General features: G+C 55.1%; 15 protein-coding genes. 7 read left to right on the top strand and 8 right to left on the bottom strand.

The window, feature by feature from the left end:
* Positions 1 to 5: 5 nt before the first annotated feature.
* Positions 6 to 932: an RnfABCDGE type electron transport complex subunit D gene (locus SYN7336_RS26260; RefSeq protein ID WP_017326994.1), complete on the bottom strand. Its 927-nt coding sequence runs from the start codon at positions 930 to 932 to the stop codon at positions 6 to 8.
* A gap of 270 nt (positions 933 to 1,202) precedes the next feature.
* Between SYN7336_RS26260 and SYN7336_RS16160 the strand changes: the two genes are divergently transcribed.
* Positions 1,203 to 1,541, top strand: a complete 339-nt coding sequence (locus SYN7336_RS16160; RefSeq protein WP_156820181.1) for a hypothetical protein — start codon at positions 1,203 to 1,205, stop codon at positions 1,539 to 1,541.
* 87 nt (positions 1,542 to 1,628) lie between these two features.
* Positions 1,629 to 2,585, top strand: a complete 957-nt coding sequence (locus SYN7336_RS16155; protein ID WP_017326992.1) for a DUF4351 domain-containing protein — start codon at positions 1,629 to 1,631, stop codon at positions 2,583 to 2,585.
* A gap of 135 nt (positions 2,586 to 2,720) precedes the next feature.
* Here SYN7336_RS16155 and ftsH4 read toward each other — a convergent pair whose 3' ends face one another.
* Positions 2,721 to 4,622, bottom strand: a complete 1,902-nt coding sequence (gene ftsH4 / locus SYN7336_RS16150) for an ATP-dependent zinc metalloprotease FtsH (RefSeq protein ID WP_026101068.1) — start codon at positions 4,620 to 4,622, stop codon at positions 2,721 to 2,723.
* A gap of 282 nt (positions 4,623 to 4,904) precedes the next feature.
* Here ftsH4 and SYN7336_RS16145 point away from each other — a divergent pair, with 282 nt between their 5' ends.
* Together SYN7336_RS16145 and rpsU are read left to right on the top strand one after the other, a co-directional pair.
* Positions 4,905 to 6,062 carry a hypothetical protein gene (locus SYN7336_RS16145; RefSeq protein ID WP_156820180.1) on the top strand — a complete coding sequence of 386 codons (1,158 nt, stop codon included), beginning with the start codon at positions 4,905 to 4,907 and terminating at the stop codon, positions 6,060 to 6,062.
* A 100-nt stretch (positions 6,063 to 6,162) separates the two neighbouring features.
* On the top strand, positions 6,163 to 6,342 hold the full coding sequence (gene rpsU / locus SYN7336_RS29060) for a 30S ribosomal protein S21 (protein WP_071590793.1): 180 nt from the start codon (positions 6,163 to 6,165) through the stop codon (positions 6,340 to 6,342).
* Between the two features lie 57 nt (positions 6,343 to 6,399).
* Here rpsU and SYN7336_RS16135 read toward each other — a convergent pair whose 3' ends face one another.
* The 6 genes from SYN7336_RS16135 to ychF form a co-directional block, all read right to left on the bottom strand.
* Positions 6,400 to 7,149 (bottom strand): NYN domain-containing protein, encoded by a 750-nt coding sequence (locus tag SYN7336_RS16135; RefSeq protein WP_017326988.1) that lies wholly within the window; start codon positions 7,147 to 7,149, stop codon positions 6,400 to 6,402.
* Between the two features lie 172 nt (positions 7,150 to 7,321).
* Entirely contained in the window at positions 7,322 to 7,639 is a 318-nt protein-coding gene (locus SYN7336_RS26255) for a Uma2 family endonuclease (protein WP_017326987.1), read from the bottom strand.
* A 103-nt stretch (positions 7,640 to 7,742) separates the two neighbouring features.
* Entirely contained in the window at positions 7,743 to 8,321 is a 579-nt protein-coding gene (locus SYN7336_RS16125; protein WP_026101067.1) for a Uma2 family endonuclease, read from the bottom strand.
* Between the two features lie 69 nt (positions 8,322 to 8,390).
* Positions 8,391 to 8,972: a Uma2 family endonuclease gene (locus tag SYN7336_RS16120; RefSeq protein WP_026101066.1), complete on the bottom strand. Its 582-nt coding sequence runs from the start codon at positions 8,970 to 8,972 to the stop codon at positions 8,391 to 8,393.
* A gap of 101 nt (positions 8,973 to 9,073) precedes the next feature.
* Positions 9,074 to 10,066 carry a zinc-dependent alcohol dehydrogenase family protein gene (locus tag SYN7336_RS16115; RefSeq protein ID WP_202951112.1) on the bottom strand — a complete coding sequence of 331 codons (993 nt, stop codon included), beginning with the start codon at positions 10,064 to 10,066 and terminating at the stop codon, positions 9,074 to 9,076.
* A 100-nt stretch (positions 10,067 to 10,166) separates the two neighbouring features.
* The gene (gene ychF, locus SYN7336_RS16110; protein ID WP_017326983.1) at positions 10,167 to 11,261 is read right to left on the bottom strand and encodes a redox-regulated ATPase YchF; all 1,095 of its coding nucleotides are present in this window, start codon (positions 11,259 to 11,261) and stop codon (positions 10,167 to 10,169) included.
* Positions 11,262 to 11,428: 167 nt separating this feature from the next.
* Between ychF and SYN7336_RS16105 the strand changes: the two genes are divergently transcribed.
* The 3 genes from SYN7336_RS16105 to SYN7336_RS16095 all read left to right on the top strand — a co-directional run bounded on the left by SYN7336_RS16105 (position 11,429) and on the right by SYN7336_RS16095 (position 16,134).
* Entirely contained in the window at positions 11,429 to 13,849 is a 2,421-nt protein-coding gene (locus SYN7336_RS16105) for a hypothetical protein (RefSeq protein ID WP_017326982.1), read from the top strand.
* A 244-nt stretch (positions 13,850 to 14,093) separates the two neighbouring features.
* A complete protein-coding gene (gene gmd / locus SYN7336_RS16100; protein WP_017326981.1) occupies positions 14,094 to 15,182 on the top strand; it encodes a GDP-mannose 4,6-dehydratase in 1,089 nt (362 codons plus the stop codon).
* Entirely contained in the window at positions 15,166 to 16,134 is a 969-nt protein-coding gene (locus tag SYN7336_RS16095) for a GDP-L-fucose synthase (protein WP_017326980.1), read from the top strand. Before gmd ends, SYN7336_RS16095 begins: the two co-directional genes overlap by 17 nt.
* Positions 16,135 to 16,163: the final 29 nt, after the last annotated feature.

Genomic DNA, 16,163 nt, shown 5'->3' with positions numbered 1-16,163 from the left:
GGAAATTAGCGATCGAAGGCAATAGGTTGGGGTAAATCAGTCTGCTGCAAGGAAGGAGACGCAGCGGCGGCTGGAGATTTTTGGCCCCACTGAAATCGTTCTGCGGGCCAGACTTCGTCTAGCCACAACGTCAGCGGCGAGAGGATAAACAGCGCCCAAAACATCGCCGCCGGAAGGTAGACGGTATATCGCAGAACGAAGGTGAGCAAAGCGATCGCGATCGCCCACACTACCCGCGCCGGACGGGCATTGGGAATCGAGCGCGGATCCGTCAGCATGAACAGAGCAAACAGCAGTAGCGAGCCACTGGTGAGATGGTGGGCTACGACATCCCAACTCCAGCCCAACCAGAAATTGCGCGCGATCTCTAAGGCGGCGTAGACCCCTAAAAAGGCAGCCGACGTATCCCAGCGACCGACGCGGCGCAGCACCATGCCCCCCGCCCCCGCAAATGCCAACACCGCCCACCAATCGGTGCCCCACTGTCCCGGCGACACCCAAACATCGCCCGTCAGCAAGAGCGCCACCACAATGCCGAAATTAGCCGGATTGAAAAAGTGCTTGCGATGGGGCGCTCGCAACCAAAACTTGCTGGCGATCGCCATTCCCCCTGCGAAAGCCATTGCCAGGGGATGGTTGGCCCGCAGGAGCAAACAGAGGGACAGTGATGTGATCGCTGCACTGGGCAATGACTGCAGAGCATATTTCCACTGCGGCAGAATCTCCCGAGCGAGGGCTTTGCGATCGCGAGGGTCTGTCTCGGCTGGCTTGGGTGGCGGCACTAAAAACACCAACGCCACCTGCACGATCGCGCAACTGAAGACAGCGGCTGCCATCACATCGGGGCGCAGGGTCCAATCCCGCGCCCCTACTCCCAACCACAAGAAGAGCGATAAAAAGGCAATTTGATAAAACCGGGCATCTAGAAACACAGTGCGCCCCCAAACAAAAACTCTGTTGCCAGTATCTGGTTAGCAGTTTGCGAGATGTCGCCAGTTTCACTTTTGGAAACAAAATACTGCCGGAGACTGCTAATTGAAGGACACTGAAGGGGGAGGAGGGTGCGATCGCAGATCGGTTGAGCAGCAGCTTCGAGCAGGACGTTCTCTCAAATAAGCATTCTCTCAACCACATCTCAACAACTTGTCGGCTATTGCTTCCGGTCAGTCTCAGGTGGGGCGAGCTCACTAAAGGTAAAGCGAATGGGTGTTTGGTCATTCAACATGAAAGTGAATTTATCTCGGCTCTATATCGCAATCGCGTTAGGGATTGCAGCAGTTGCTATCCCTGCCAGTTCAACAGCCCTAGCCTCCGAGTCGGCGGTGCGGGAACTGGATACACCTGGAGGCGATCGCAACTCACTCCAGAGTCTGCAACAAGTTTCAGCCGAGCGTCCTACCCTCCGCCTCGAAGCCCAAAATCGCAACACCCAAACCATCGAACTGCAAAGAAATTTCCGCAAGCCCCTACTGCCCGGTCTGCGCAATACTGAAAATCAATTTGGCGATCGCGGCTTCCGCTTCGATATTGTTCGATTTTGATTGGCTCTATGGTAGGGATGGTTTGGCTGCTAGATAGAGTGTTGTCTGTAGGGAGCGATCGGTGGAGTTGAGATGGGGAAAAGCTAAGTGCAGTCTGAGGGCGATGCCATTGACCATGATGGCTTGTTTAAGGAACTGATTCAGACATTCTTCTGGGAGTTCCTAGAGCTATTTTTACCAGAGACCCTGGAGTATATCGAGCGAGGCACTGTGACGTTTTTGCACCAGGAGGTGTACAGCAGCATTGGGACGGAGGAGAAGCGAATTATTGATTTGCTGGCTCGGGTGAAGTTTCGCGGCGAGGACAGCTACTTCCTCTTTCATATCGAGCCTCAGTCTTCTGCAAGAGCTCGCTTCGAGCGGCGGATGTTTTGTTATTTCGCAAGATTGTTCGAGAAATATGACTTGCCGATCTATCCGGTGGTTATCTTTTCCTACGATAGCCCGCTGGTGGAGGCGACGAGCGATCTGCGGGTAGAATTCCCAGATTTTCAGGTGTTGCAGTTCAATTACCGGTCGATTCAACTGAATCGTCTGCGCTGGCGAGATTATTTGGAGCAGTACAATCCGGTGGCGTCTGCCTTAATGGCGAAGATGCAAATTGCGCCAGAGGATCGCCCTCGGGTCAAAAACGAATGTTTGCGGATGCTGGTGACGTTGCGGCTCGATCCCGGTCGAACGGAGTTTTTATCGCGGTTTATCGATTGCTATCTGCGATTGAGTCCGGATGAGGAGCGCTTGTTTCAAGCCGAAGTTGATAGCTTAGAACTGGAGGAACGGGAGGGGATTATGCAGATCTCGACTAGTTGGATGGAAAGGGGCATCGAGCAGGGCATCGAGCAGGGCATCGAGCAGGTTCGCGAGCGAGAGGTAGGGCTAGTACTTCGTCAGCTCAAGTGCCGAGTGGGCGAGCTGTCTGCCGAAGTTGAGGAGCGGGTGCGGTTGTTGGATTTCGATGCCTTAGACAATTTGGGGGAAGCGCTGCTCGATTTTGAGGAACTGAGTGATGTAACGGCTTGGTTGAGGGGGCTGAACAAGCGGTAACGGCCCATTTGCTCAACCAGCAGGAACTCCCCTCAACCAGCACAGCTCGATCTACTCGCCCAAAGTAACCCTAATAGCCTCTAAAAAAGCGGGCTAGATGCCCGCCTTGTCTACAACTGAATTGAAGCGCGATCGCTAAGCCACGACCGCCTCGCCAGTTTCGACTGCTGACTGGTCTAAAGGAGTCACGCGAGCGAGGTACTGTTTCAGTTCCTTACCCTCAATCACCTCCTGTTCCAGGATCTTCTGGGCAATCTCTTCCAGCAGATCGCGATTGCGCTGCAGGATATCGAGAGCTAATTGGTGACCTTCCTCCACAATCCCTTTCACCTCCTCGTCGATCGCCCGAGCGGTCTCGTCACTCACCATCCGACGGGGGTTGCCGCCGCCTTGTCCCAAGAACGAATTGGACGGTCCGCGATCGTAAGCCAGCGGTCCCAGCACTTTGCTCATGCCGTAACTGGTCACCATCTGTTCTGCCATATCCGTGGCCCGTTGCAGGTCGTTTGAAGCCCCCGTCGTCACGCTGCCAAACACAATCTCTTCAGCAGACCGACCCCCCAACAGCGTCGCAATCTGACCGCGCAACTCTTTTTCGTCATTCAAGAAGCGATCCTCAGTCGGCAACTGTAACGTGTATCCCAACGCCGCCATCCCCCTCGGCACAATCGAGATCTTGGCCACCTCGCTGCCGCCGGGAACGGATGCCCCCACCAGCGCGTGACCCACCTCGTGATAGGCCACAATCTCTTTCTCGCGATCGTTCAACACGCGGCTCTTCTTCTCCAAGCCCGCCACCACGCGCTCGATCGCCTCGGCAAAGTCCTCCTGTGCTACTTGGGTACGTCCTTCGCGGGCTGCCAAGAGGGCAGCTTCGTTGACCAAATTGGCTAAATCTGCCCCAGCAAAACCGGGGGTGCGAGTGGCGATCGCCTTGAGTTCCACATCCTCGCCGAGTTTGACCTTGCGAGCGTAGATTTGCAGGATTTTAAGCCGACCGGAGAGATCGGGGCGATCGACCAGCACTTGGCGATCGAACCGACCGGGGCGCAGTAGCGCGGGATCGAGGGTTTCGGGACGGTTGGTGGCAGCTAGCACGATAACAGTGGCACCATCTGCTGAAAATCCATCCATTTCAGTCAATAGCTGGTTCAGGGTTTGTTCGCGCTCGTCGTTGCCCCCGACAAAATTTCCCGACGCTCGCGACTTGCCAATCGCATCCAGTTCATCAATGAAGACAATGCAAGGGGCCTGCTTTTTCGCTTGTTCGAACAGGTCGCGCACCCGCGCCGCACCGGCACCGACAAATAATTCGACAAACTCCGAGCCGGAGATGCTGAAGAAAGTCACTTTCGCTTCCCCCGCCACTGCCTTGGCTAAGAGGGTTTTGCCCGTACCGGGAGGGCCAACCAGCAAGACGCCTTTGGGAATGCGAGCGCCGATGTCGAGATACCGTTGCGGACTCTTGAGAAATTCCACAATTTCCATCAACTCGGTTTTGGCCTCCTCCACCCCCGCCACATCGGCAAACGTCACGCGGGCAGCTTCCCCTTCCACATACACCTTGGCTTTGCTCTTGCTAATCGAGAGCGCCCCCTGAGGACCGCCACCCCCCATGCCGCGTCCCAAGAAAAATTGCCATACCCCCACAAAGATGAGGGGAGGAATGACCCAACTGAGAATATTGGAAAACCAGCCGTTTTTGGCTGGGGGAGCTGCCGCAAATTCAATGCCCTTCTCTTCTAAGCGCTTGGGCAGTTCTAGATCGAAAATAGGAGTGGTGGAGTAGACTGAGGCTGCATTGCCATCCCTTTGCTCCTGCACCTGAAAGAGAATTTTTTCTTGACCCACCTGCACTCGACTCACAGCCCCATCTTCGACTTTGTCGATAAAGAAGCTGTAGGGCACTTGTGGGATGTTCGGGCCAAAGACTAACGGCCCGATGAAATTGAACAGTAAGATGGCAGCCGCGATCGCAAATAGCACGTTGCCAATGATGCGATTGCGCGACATCCGAGGTTTGTCATTAATCCCCATAACAATTCATTCCTTACGCGAAAACCTCTCAGCAAAGCGATTGAGGGCGATCTGTAGAAGTTCGGAGAGGCGAATAGGAAAATTAGCCGCCTTCCCTTTTTATCTAGCCTGACACAGTTTCGGAGGCCAAACTGCTGCAGACCTCTGGACACTCGCTGCTCGTCGTTTGGGGATCGTGCCCTCTATGCACTACCAGTAGTAGTCTAAATGCATTTGAGAGCAAGCCTTTCACTAGATGTTGAGGTAACCTCAAAGCAAGTGGACGCTTGGGAGGAGAATGCGATGAAGTTCGAATATGGCCGACACGGACGGCGATCGATGGCTTGGGTTTCTCTGACAAGTCTGGCGATCGCCCTGAGTAGCTTTGGCAACGCCGCCATCCAAACCGTCGCCCGAGCTGAGTCGATCTATCGGGTCGAAGTGCAGAGCGCTGCCCCCGACATTCTCGCCCTCGTGCAAACCCAAGTGCCCGACGCCTATATCCTGACCAAGGCCGATGGGTCGCGGGCGATCGCCGCCGGCACCTTCACCGCTGAAACCAATGCCCGCCAGCAGGCGACACAATTGCGGGCCGTAGGGGCAGCACCGGCTACAGTCGTGCCGTTTGAACTCGAAACTTCCCCTAATGCCCCTGCTTCCCAGCCGACCGCCGCCGCGAATCCTGCTTCCTCCGCGCGCACCTATGCCGCTCTCGTTCGAGTTCCTGCGGAAGCCGTTCCAGCTACCACTTTGGAGAGGGTGCGCCAGTTTTTTCCCCAGTCCGAGCTGCTCACTTACAACGGACAATCGGCAATTCGAACCGGCACATTTTCGCAAGTGTCTCAGGCAAAACTGCAGACCGATTGGCTGAAGGAGCAGGAGTTTGACGCGATCGCCGTTCCGCTCGCAACCCTCAACCGCGATGACCTCAATCCCGCTGCGGCCGCACCTGACGCACCAGCCCATTGGGTCTTAGTGGCCGATCCCGTCGGGGCAAACTTTCGGCCCATCCGCAGCCTCATTCCAGCTGCGCAAGCCACACTTTACAACCAACAGCAGGTGGTGCGTGCCGGAGTCCATACCAGCCGAGAGCAGGCGAGCGCCCAAGTGCAGTTTTTAGCCTCGCAGGGCTACGAAGCGGGAATTTTTCCGGCAACTGTGCCTGCGAGTTCTGCCCAGACCGCGATCGCCCCTGCCAATGAGCTCTCTACGACCCCTAGCACCTCCGAAGCTCCCGCCCAAACCGACTCGGAATCCATCTATTGGGTGTACGTTCCCACTGCTTCGTCTGGCGACACGCTCGTGCGAGTACGAGAGATCGCGGCAGATGCCTTTGTGCGGCAGTGGCAAGGGCGATCGGTGGTGCAGGTGGGCAGCTATTTCGAGCGACCCAGCGCCGAACTCGCGCTGCAAAAGTTGTCGCAAATGGGGCTGGCTGGGGAAATCGTGCAAGAAGGTTAGACTGCTGCGATCTTGCGTAACAATTACCGTCCCCTGCAGGCGGTAACATGCTAGCCTAGTAGACCGGTAAACCTTGTCTGTCCAGATTAATCAGTTCCATATGACTCAAATCAACGTAGGTGAAGACGAGTATATTGAATCCGCCCTGCGGCGCTTCAAGAAGAAATTGCAGAAGGCTGGAATCTTCGCCGACATCCGCCGCCGCCGCCATTTTGAATCCTCCTCCGAGAAGCGCCGCCGCAAGCAGAAAGACGCCCGCCGTCGCGCCCGCCGCCGTTAGGGACTGCATCTTTTCAGCTTTCGAGATGCTTTGGCGATCGCGTTATTGGGCGATCGCCTACGCTGTCTTTTGATTACTTTTGTTCTTGTGCTTGCTTCGTACATAGACTGCCTTATTTTTTCGGTTAACCTCAAATGAGTCAATCACTTCAAATAATCCACTCAGCTTGGCATAGCCGTAATTACGTGAATCGAACGATGCCTGATTTGCAATATGGGCACCAACTTCAGATAGGCTCGACCAGCCATCGTCATCTTGAGTGCTAGAAACTGCACCTCTCAATAGACTCATCAGTTTTGAGTCTTGCTTCAATTCCTTGCCAGTTTTCTTGTCACTGGCAGTAACTTTTGAGGTTTCAGAGTCAATAGTTCGATCGATTGTCTCTAAGTACAGAAATATTGAACAGGCATAGACAAAAGGTAAAGGTGTTTTCTTCTCTCCAAATCCATACACTTTTAAGCCATTGCTCAAAATTCGCATTACCAATGGTGTAAAGTCGCAGTCACTCGATACAATCGCAAATGCATCCAGCTTCTGCGTATACAGTAAATCCATCGCATCAATAATTAAGGCTGCATCCGTTGCATTTTTCCCTTTTGTGTAATCAAACTGCTGTACTGGATAAATCGCGTATTCGTGCAAACAGTTCTCCCATCCCTTCAAGGTAGGGCTTTTCCAGTTTCCGTAAGCCCTGCGAATATTGGCAACTCCATACTTTGCAATCTCAGCCAGGATTGCATCAATCTTTGATGCAGGTGCATTATCTGCATCAATTAGCAGCGCAATTTTTAATTCTGATTGCTGCATATTTATCTAGATATACTGTCAATTGAATACTGAACTCAGACAGACACTCTTCCATTATGCCCAAACCGATTCTTCACGCCATATAACGGCAAAGACGAGTAGTATAAAATAACCTAGAATCTTGTGGCTGCTCGCGATCGCACCGCTCACTTCACGAGAGCAAACCCCGCCATCACCGTTCTCGGCACCCTGCTAAAACCTGTGCAGCAGTCAAACTCAAGTCGGGGAATAATGGAGAGACAATCGTTTGCGTTCCCCGATAGATCTGTTCTTCGTAAAGCCCATCTACCCATTGCAATAGGGTGATCTTTTGGGCGATCGGGTCAACAATCCAATACTCCAAAATATGTCGTCCGGCATATTCGGTGCGCTTGTGGCGATAATCGCGGCTCTCCTGTTGAGGACTGACCACTTCAACAACCAGTGCTGGCGGCGGCATGTCGAAGTTGAGATATTCCTCAAAGGTCATGGGTTTTGTGGCGATTGCCATGATATTCCCTATATCCCAGACTCTTTCATGATAAATCGCGTCTAGCTCGACAACCGTTGCGATGTGGAAGGCGATCGCACTATCCGAGGAAAAGATTTCTTCCCTATAACTCTGCAAACAGAGGTTCCAGTTGCAAGCTAAAGCCCGGGAGGATGGGGTCGCCGCTGACGCTGGTAGGGTTGTCTAAAACCTGGCGATCGCCATCTAACGAATAGATCTCCACCACCCGTCGCAGGGGGTCGATTAACCAGGCCAGACGGACGCCTCCGTCAATGTAATCCAGCATTTTGTCTTGCAGATCCGACAGCGGATCGGAGGGGGAACGCAATTCGATCGCGAAATCGGGGGCGATGGGGGCAAAGCCGCGTTTTTGTTCGGGGGTGAGGGACTGGAGGCGATCGCGTCTCACCCAAGCAACATCGGGCATATATTTCGCCCCATTGGGCAGGTGGAACAGGGTTTGCGAGCTGAAGGCGACGCCAGTATTGTCTCGCTCTACCCAGCGACCGAATTGACTCGCGAGATTGAATTCGCGATTGCCCCCTTCGAAGCCGACCGGTGGGGTCATCGTCAGCACTCCCCTAACACTCATCTCGACGTTCATGTCTGGATTTTGACGGCACAGTTGCTCGAATTGCCGATCCGACAGGGTAATGGCGGGAGCGAGTGTAAGGCTAGTCATGACAGGAAAAGGACTGTTTCCACCAGTATAGGCTGGCTCCTTATTGCCCACTAAACGAGGGCATCTCTGCTATCGAAGCTCTGCAAACAGGGGTTCCAGTTGCAAGCTAAAGCCCGGGAGGATGGGGTCGCCGCTGACGCTGGTAGGGTTGTCTAAAACCTGGCGATCGCCATCTAACGAATAGATCTCCACCACCCGTCGCAGGGGGTCGATTAACCAGGCCAGACGGACGCCTCCGTCAATGTAATCCAGCATTTTGTCTTGCAGATCCGACAGCAGATCGGAGGGGGAACGCAATTCGATCGCGAAATCGGGGGCGATGGGGGCAAAGCCGCGTTTTTGTTCGGGGGTGAGGGACTGGAGGCGATCGCGCCTCACCCAAGCAACATCGGGCATATATTTCGCCCCATTGGGCAGGTGGAACAGGGTTTGCGAGCTGAAGGTGAGTCCGCTGCCCTCTTCCATTGCCCAGAGGGCGACCTGTGCATTCAATTGGCTTTCGCGATTGCCCCCTTCGAAGCCGACCGGTGGGGTCATCGTCAGCACTCCCCTAGCACTCATCTCGACATTCATGTCTGGATTTTGACGGCACAGTTGCTCGAACTGCCGATCCGACAGGGCGATCGCGGGGGCGAGGGTGAGGCTAGTCATGACAGGAAAGAGACTGCTGCCACCAGTATAGGTTGGGCTCCATTTGCGAAGCTCGAAGGACTTGCTGAATCTGAATGGCGCAAAACAGACCCCGATTGATGTCACACCGTCAGGGTGACCTTACCGATCGCATTTCCCGATTCGGCATGTCGGTGGGCCCGGGCAACTTCCGCAAAGCTAAATTGCTCTGCATCCAGCAGCGGATGTAGCTGCTTTTCCTCCACAAGTTTCGACACATTGGCCAGAATTTCGCCGTGATGTTCTTTGCCAATGTCATACAACATTGGAATCAGCATGAAAACCAAATGCAGTGTGAGCCCCTTGCTATGCATTAAGCTCAAATCCTGTTGCGATCGAGCAACAATGGACACCACCGTTCCATTCAGTTTTGCCGCTTTGAACGCATTCTGAAGGTTATCGTTGCCCACCGTATCGAAGACAATGTCGAAGCCGCGATCGTGCGTGTATTCGGCAACGAACGCTTCTAAGGACTGTTGGCGATAATTGACGGTCGCGTCTGCCCCCAGACGATGGGCGATCGTCGCTTTTTCATCACTCGAAACTGTCCCGCAGACAGTTGCCCCCGCCCACTTTGCCAGTTGCACCCCAATATGTCCCACTCCCCCAGTAGCTCCATACACCAAGACCGTTTGCCCGGGCTGAACCTTAGCTCGATCTATCAGCGCTTCCCAAGCGGTAATGGAAACCAGAGGAAGAGCTGCTGCTTCTGCCATCGTAAGGGAGGGCGGCTTGAGGGCGATCGAACGAGCATCCGCCAGCATGTATTCTGCCAATGCGCCCCCCAGTCCTTTAATGCCTCCCGCACAGCCATACACTGCATCGCCGACCTGAAACCGATCGACCCCCGCGCCGACCTCCACAATCGTGCCCGCCACATCCCCATGCAAAACAGCGGGAAAACTGGGGGCCAGACTGGCTGAAAGCCCTTGGCGAATCTTGCGATCGACCGGGTTGACACTGGTTGCAGCGACTCGAATCAGAACGTGACCGGGAAGAACTTTTGGGAGCGGCAATTCCATTTCCCGAAACACGCCGGGATCGCCAAACTGTTCGATCGCGAAGGCTCTCATCATCTTGCCTCCTCAAACACGACACCCCTACTGTAGCGAGCTGGGCAGGCAGACCCACAAGATCCCCAAACCCACAAGATTCTCAAAGAAGTCTGGGAGGGCGTCAGACATTAAACCGAAACAGCATCACATCCCCTTCCTTGACGATGTAATCTTTACCCTCGCTGCGCAGCAAGCCCTTCTCTCGCGCTCCTGACATCGAACCGGTTGCCACGAGATCTTCATAACTGACCGTTTCCGCCCGAATAAAGCCCCGCTCGAAATCTGAATGAATCACTCCAGCCGCCTGAGGGGCCGTAGCGCCAATCGGGATTGTCCAAGCACGCGTCTCTTTTTCGCCAGTCGTAAAGTAAGTCTGCAAGCCTAACAATTCGTAAGTCGCTTTCACCAACGATTTCAACCCCCCTTCCTCGACGCCGAGCGATTCCAGATAATCTTGGCGATCGCCCTCATCCAGCTCGATCAGCTCGGCCTCCACCTGCGCGGAAATGACAACAGCCCCTGCCCCTTCTGCAGCGGCGATCGCGCGCACTCGCTCGACATACTCGTTGCCTGCGGCCAAATCTCCTTCCGCCACATTCGCCGCATAAATGACGCGCTTGCGGGTTAACATTCCCATCGAGGCGATCGCTGCTGCTTCCTCGTCACTCAACTCCACCATGCGGGCGGGTTTGCCCTCATCCAAGGCTGCCTGCAACTTCTCCAGCGCCCCCATTTCCAGCTTGGCCTCTTTGGCCCCGCTCTTGGCCTGCTTGCGCACCCGCTCGATGCGTCGCTCGATTTGGGCTAAATCCGCTAGCGCCAATTCCAAATTAATCACCGATATATCCCGTTCGGGATCGACGGAGCCCGAAACGTGGACAATATCTGGATCGTCAAAACAGCGGATGACCTGCACGATCGCATCCACCTGACGAATGTGGGAGAGAAACTGATTGCCCAATCCCTGTCCCTGGCTGGCCCCTTCCACCAGTCCGGCAATATCGACAAATTCGATCCGGCTGGGCACCACCTGTTTCGACTGACCGATCTCCGAGAGCACCTGCAGGCGCGGATCGGGGACAGAGACGAGACCGACATTAGGCTCGATGGTGCAGAAGGGGAAGTTGGCGGCTTCTGCTTTCGCGTTTTCGCACAGGGCGTTGAAGAGGGTGGACTTGCCAACATTTGGCAGTCCGACAATTCCAGCTCGAAGCATAAAAGAAGTCGAATACAATCCTTATCGACAGTAGCATTCGGTCATACGAGAACGGAGAGTCGCTTCGATCTTGTGGGGAGCGATCTGGCAGGGAGCGATCTCGGATATCGTAAGTGCATCGCTGGCAGATGAATTGAGTGACGGATGTATCGACGGTCTAAATTTTGATGTCCAACGGTTCCATCAACCCATTTGAGACTCCAGAATCCCTGCTGCCGCAACGGGAACCATTAGGAGTCTTTTTGAGCTCGTCGGGGCGCGATCGGATTGAGGCCGGTCGATTTTTTCAGTTGCGGGTGACGGTCGCCAACCAATTAGAAGAGGGGGTTTCCCTCGACTTGTGGATCGATGCCTTGACGCCCCCACTGCAAGAGTGGTGTCGAGAGCCCATTCAACATCTATCGCTGGCAGGAGATCGAAGTGGCGAGGTGGTCTTCGAATTCGCCATCCCCGTCAATGCGATGGCAAGCCAGTATGACTATTCGGTCTACATCGAAAAGAGCCAGCCGGATGCCCGCAGCACCCCCTTCCGAAAAGAGCTGACCCTACAGGTCGCCGAACCCGTCCGGGCTGCGGAACAGTTGGCTCGGCCCACCTTTCGCGTCCAACCCGTCACGCGGGCAGACAACCCCGCCGAACTGTTGCCGGGGGAACTGCTTTTTTTGCAGGTAACGGTGCAGAACCGCTCCCCACGGGTCGATCGCCTGCGCCTGATCTGTAAAGATTGGCCCGCTGCTTGGGTGGAGATTGACTACCCCGAAGAACCCGCCGGTTTGGGTACACTCGTGCCTGCCAGCAATTTGCCCCTCAATCCCGGCGAGAGGGGACTCATCTCAGTCACTCTCAAGCCCCCCAACAACAAGGACAAGCAAGAAATCGCGCGGGCAGGGGGCTATGTTCCCACTCTCCAGCTCATCTCCGAGAACAATCCCGATCTGTCGTTATTGGAGTTGGTGTACCTAACCGTCCTGCCCATCTATGACGTACAAGTCAATTTTCGACCGTTGCAGACGATGGTGCGCACTGGCCCCGCCCGCTACCAGGTGCAGTGTTCGAATGAGGGAAATAGCGATCGCGAGATTATCTTGCGGGCCGTCTCTCTAGAAGAGGACGCCGCGTGCAAATTTTTTTGGGATCGCGATCGCCTCCTCCTCCCCCCCCAGCAACGGGGCACTGCCATCCTGGAAGCCATCCCCCACCCCCCTAAAAAGCAGCCCTGGCGGGGCGGTCGCAGCATCAATTTCTCGATCGAACTGGAGGATGCGGACAATCGTCCCCTACCGATACAAGTGTTTCCCGGCAATCTGTTGTGGTTGCCCCGTCCCTGGTGGCAGTTCGGGCTAGTGGTGGGTCAAGTGGCGGTGGCGATCTTGCTTTTGATTGCCGTTGCGATTTGGCTGCTGGTGCGATCGCGAGCAGTCCCGGCGATCGCGACTTTTGCGGCTACCGATACGCAATATGCCGTGACTAGCGGCGATGCCGTTCATCTCAATTGGCGCATCCGCCGCCCCCATTTGCTCAAATCGCTGGTGGTGGTGGGGCGATCGCCTCAAGGGGAGGTGCTCAGCAATCCGCGTACCTATGCGATTGAGAACGGTATTCCTGTCGGGCTGGAGAACCTCTGTAGCGGCACCCGTCAGTTCTTAGACTGTCGCAACGTGCCGACCGATGCCCGTCTGGCGGCTAACTACCAATTCGAGCTTTCCCTGATTCCCCAACGCAGTCGCGAACAACCCCTGCCCAAGTTGCAAACCGAGTTAGTCAGCGTACTTCCTCCCCCCACCGCGATCGCCTTTGCGGCCACTCAACCCAGCTACACGGTGGCGGTTGAGGCAACAGAGCCTGAGGCTGCTATAGCTGGCACAGCGGTTCCCGCACCCGCAGAGGCGAGCGAACCGGGACCGATCGCTCTGGATTGGACAATCGACAATGCCGCGCAGTTACAGCAGGTTTCAATCGTCCCGCTGGATGCGGCGGGAAAGGCGCTCGCCAATCTGGGGCAGACCTTTTCCTTGGTTGGAGGGTTACCCGCTGAATTACAGGATGTGTGTACGCTCAATGGCATGTTGATCTGTCAGGGAGTGCCCACATTACCGAGCGCTGTCGGCCAATATTCATTTCAACTCTCCTTGAGCCCCAGCGGGACACCCACCTCGCAGGCGGCTCCCCATCAAATTGGGCCGATCGCGATCGAACCGGCACTCAGCATTGATGTATTTACCGTTGACGGTCAAACAGCCCCTCAGATCGATGCGATCGCCGGTCAGACCCTACCGCTAGTCTGGAAAGTTGCTGGTGGGGCAGGAACCGTCGTGCAGTTGCTGCCGGTGCCCGGTAATGTGCCGTTGCAGGGGGAAGAACAGTTGCAAGTGGGGGACAGTTCCCTGACGGTGACCTTGCAGGCGACGGATAGTGCGGGCAATTCATGGGTCAAAGCGGTGGCGATCGCAGTCGCCCCCAGCACTCCTGCAGCGGCGGTGGCAATCCCCCCTGCTGACCCGACGGACTCACTCAATCAATCTGTATCGAGTGGCGAGAGCGGCGGACGTCTGTTACCTCGGACTTCGACCCCCGTCATTCAAGATTAGAACTGAAGCAGCTTTTCGTGACTTAAGAACCTGCTAGCAGACAGGCGTCCATCAGTGGAGACTGGGTACTTTAGGGATTGGACTAGCGCTTTCTTGGCGATCGGACAATGCAATCATTGCGCGATGCAATCTCGAAGATAGCTTGCCGGTCGGAAACGTGATATTGCTAAACAAGCTTTCGAACCAGCCACTGCTCTCTTTGGGATTCAGTCCATTCACCCTTTTTCCCGTTCAACGCAAGCCAATGACCAAAAAAGTTGCACTCATTTCAGGCATTACCGGGCAAGACGGTGCCTATCTGGCTGAATTGCTCTTGCAGAAAGGGTACGAGGTTCACGGCATCAAGCGACGAGCTTCTCTGTTCAACACCGATCGGATCGATCGCCTCTACCAAGATCCCCACGAACCCGAGCGCAATTTTTTCCTGCACTATGGCGATCTGACCGATTCCACCAACCTGATTCGCATTGTCCAAATGGTGCAGCCGGACGAAATTTACAATTTGGCCGCCCAAAGCCACGTCGCCGTCTCCTTCGAAACCCCCGAATACACCGCCAACGCCGACGGCATCGGCACATTGCGTATTTTGGAAGCGATTCGCATTCTCGGATTAGAAGACAAAACCCGCTTTTATCAAGCCTCCACCTCAGAGCTGTACGGCTTGGTGCAAGAAATTCCCCAAACCGAAACCACGCCGTTTTATCCGCGATCGCCTTACGCCGTGGCCAAGCTCTATGCCTACTGGATTACGGTCAACTATCGCGAAGCCTACGGCATGTATGCCTGTAATGGCATCTTGTTCAACCACGAGTCTCCCGTGCGCGGCGAAACCTTTGTCACCCGCAAAATCACCCGTGCCGTCGCTCGCATCAAATTGTGCCTGCAAGACTGTTTGTATTTGGGCAATATGGATGCCAAACGGGATTGGGGCCACGCCCGCGATTATGTGGAAATGCAGTGGCGCATGTTGCAGCAGCAGGAGCCCGACGATTACGTGATTGCAACCGGCCAGCAATATAGTGTGCGGGAGTTTGTGGAAGCGGCCTTGAATGAGGTGGACATTAGCATCAAGTGGGATGGCAGCGGTACGGCGGAAAAAGGTTATGACGAGTATGGCAATTGTATTGTGGCGGTCGATCCCCGTTACTATCGCCCGACAGAAGTGGAAACGCTGTTAGGCGATCCGACCAAGGCTCGCGAGCAGTTGGGCTGGACCCCGACCGTCAAGTTTGAAGAGTTGGTGGCGGAAATGGTGCGCGAAGATCTGAAGTCGGCCAAACGCGATCGCTTAGTGAAAGATCACGGATACTCAGCATATGACTATCACGAATAGCGGCATGACCCCGTCCGATACCGTGTTTGTGGCCGGTCATCGCGGCTTGGTGGGTTCGGCTTTGGTGCGGCGGTTGCAGGCGGGCGGCTATAGCTCGATTGCGACCCGAACGCGATCGCAACTGGATTTAATCGACCAAGCTGCCGTGCGGGCGTTTTTTGAACAGGTGAAGCCCGATTGCGTCATGTTGGCGGCGGCGAAGGTGGGGGGCATTTACGCCAATCACACCTATCCTGCCGAGTTTCTCTATCAAAATTTAGCGATCGAAATGAATACCATTCACTCTGCCTTTCTGGCGGGGGTGAAGAAGTTGTTGTTCCTCGGATCGAGCTGCATCTATCCCAAACTCGCGCCGCAGCCTTTGAAGGAGGAATATCTACTGACTGGGAGCCTGGAACCAACGAACGAGCCCTATGCGATCGCCAAAATCGCAGGCATTAAGATGTGCGGTGCCTACAACCGCCAGTACGGCACCCAGTATATTAGCGTCATGCCCACCAACCTTTACGGTCGGGGGGATAACTACGATTTGCAAAACTCCCACGTTCTGCCTGCCTTAATCCGCAAAATGCACGAGGCAAAGCAAGCAGGGCAGTCCACTGTAGAAATTTGGGGAACGGGCAAACCGCTGCGGGAGTTTCTCTACAGCGACGATTTGGCCGATGCTTGTGTTTATTTGATGGAGAATTGTTCTGCCCGAGAGATCGGCGAGTTTGTCAATATTGGGGTGGGGGAAGATCTGAGCATTCGCGAGCTGGCGGAGGCGATCGCCGAGGTGGTGGGGTTTGCGGGCGAGCTAACGTTCAATACTGACAAGCCCGATGGCACCCCCCGCAAGCTGATGGACGTGTCGCGCTTGCACCAATTGGGCTGGAAGGCCAAAACTCAGCTCAAACAAGGCATTGCGCTGGCTTATGCTGACTTTTTGGGGTCTGGTTCAACTGCAGATTAAACCGTTAGGGGCGATCGGGGCAATCTGAA

This window comes from Synechococcus sp. PCC 7336, assembly GCF_000332275.1.
Classification (GTDB): Bacteria; Cyanobacteriota; Cyanobacteriia; order Thermostichales; family PCC-7336; genus PCC-7336.
This window is presented reverse-complemented; position numbering and strand designations above follow the sequence as displayed.

What these genes read in the sequence shown, in the direction of transcription:
- SYN7336_RS16105 (WP_017326982.1), top strand. Translation starts at nt 11,429, where the DNA reads ATGTCCAACGGTTCCATCAACCCATTTGAGACTCCAGAATCCCTGCTG.
- SYN7336_RS16135 (WP_017326988.1), bottom strand. Translation starts at nt 7,149, where the DNA reads ATGCAGCAATCAGAATTAAAAATTGCGCTGCTAATTGATGCAGATAAT.
- gmd (WP_017326981.1), top strand. Translation starts at nt 14,094, where the DNA reads ATGACCAAAAAAGTTGCACTCATTTCAGGCATTACCGGGCAAGACGGT.
- ychF (WP_017326983.1), bottom strand. Translation starts at nt 11,261, where the DNA reads ATGCTTCGAGCTGGAATTGTCGGACTGCCAAATGTTGGCAAGTCCACC.
- ftsH4 (WP_026101068.1), bottom strand. Translation starts at nt 4,622, where the DNA reads ATGGGGATTAATGACAAACCTCGGATGTCGCGCAATCGCATCATTGGC.
- SYN7336_RS26255 (WP_017326987.1), bottom strand. Translation starts at nt 7,639, where the DNA reads ATGGCAATCGCCACAAAACCCATGACCTTTGAGGAATATCTCAACTTC.
- SYN7336_RS16145 (WP_156820180.1), top strand. Translation starts at nt 4,905, where the DNA reads ATGAAGTTCGAATATGGCCGACACGGACGGCGATCGATGGCTTGGGTT.
- SYN7336_RS16160 (WP_156820181.1), top strand. Translation starts at nt 1,203, where the DNA reads ATGGGTGTTTGGTCATTCAACATGAAAGTGAATTTATCTCGGCTCTAT.
- SYN7336_RS16125 (WP_026101067.1), bottom strand. Translation starts at nt 8,321, where the DNA reads ATGACTAGCCTTACACTCGCTCCCGCCATTACCCTGTCGGATCGGCAA.
- SYN7336_RS16120 (WP_026101066.1), bottom strand. Translation starts at nt 8,972, where the DNA reads ATGACTAGCCTCACCCTCGCCCCCGCGATCGCCCTGTCGGATCGGCAG.
- rpsU (WP_071590793.1), top strand. Translation starts at nt 6,163, where the DNA reads ATGACTCAAATCAACGTAGGTGAAGACGAGTATATTGAATCCGCCCTG.
- SYN7336_RS16095 (WP_017326980.1), top strand. Translation starts at nt 15,166, where the DNA reads ATGACTATCACGAATAGCGGCATGACCCCGTCCGATACCGTGTTTGTG.
- SYN7336_RS16115 (WP_202951112.1), bottom strand. Translation starts at nt 10,066, where the DNA reads ATGATGAGAGCCTTCGCGATCGAACAGTTTGGCGATCCCGGCGTGTTT.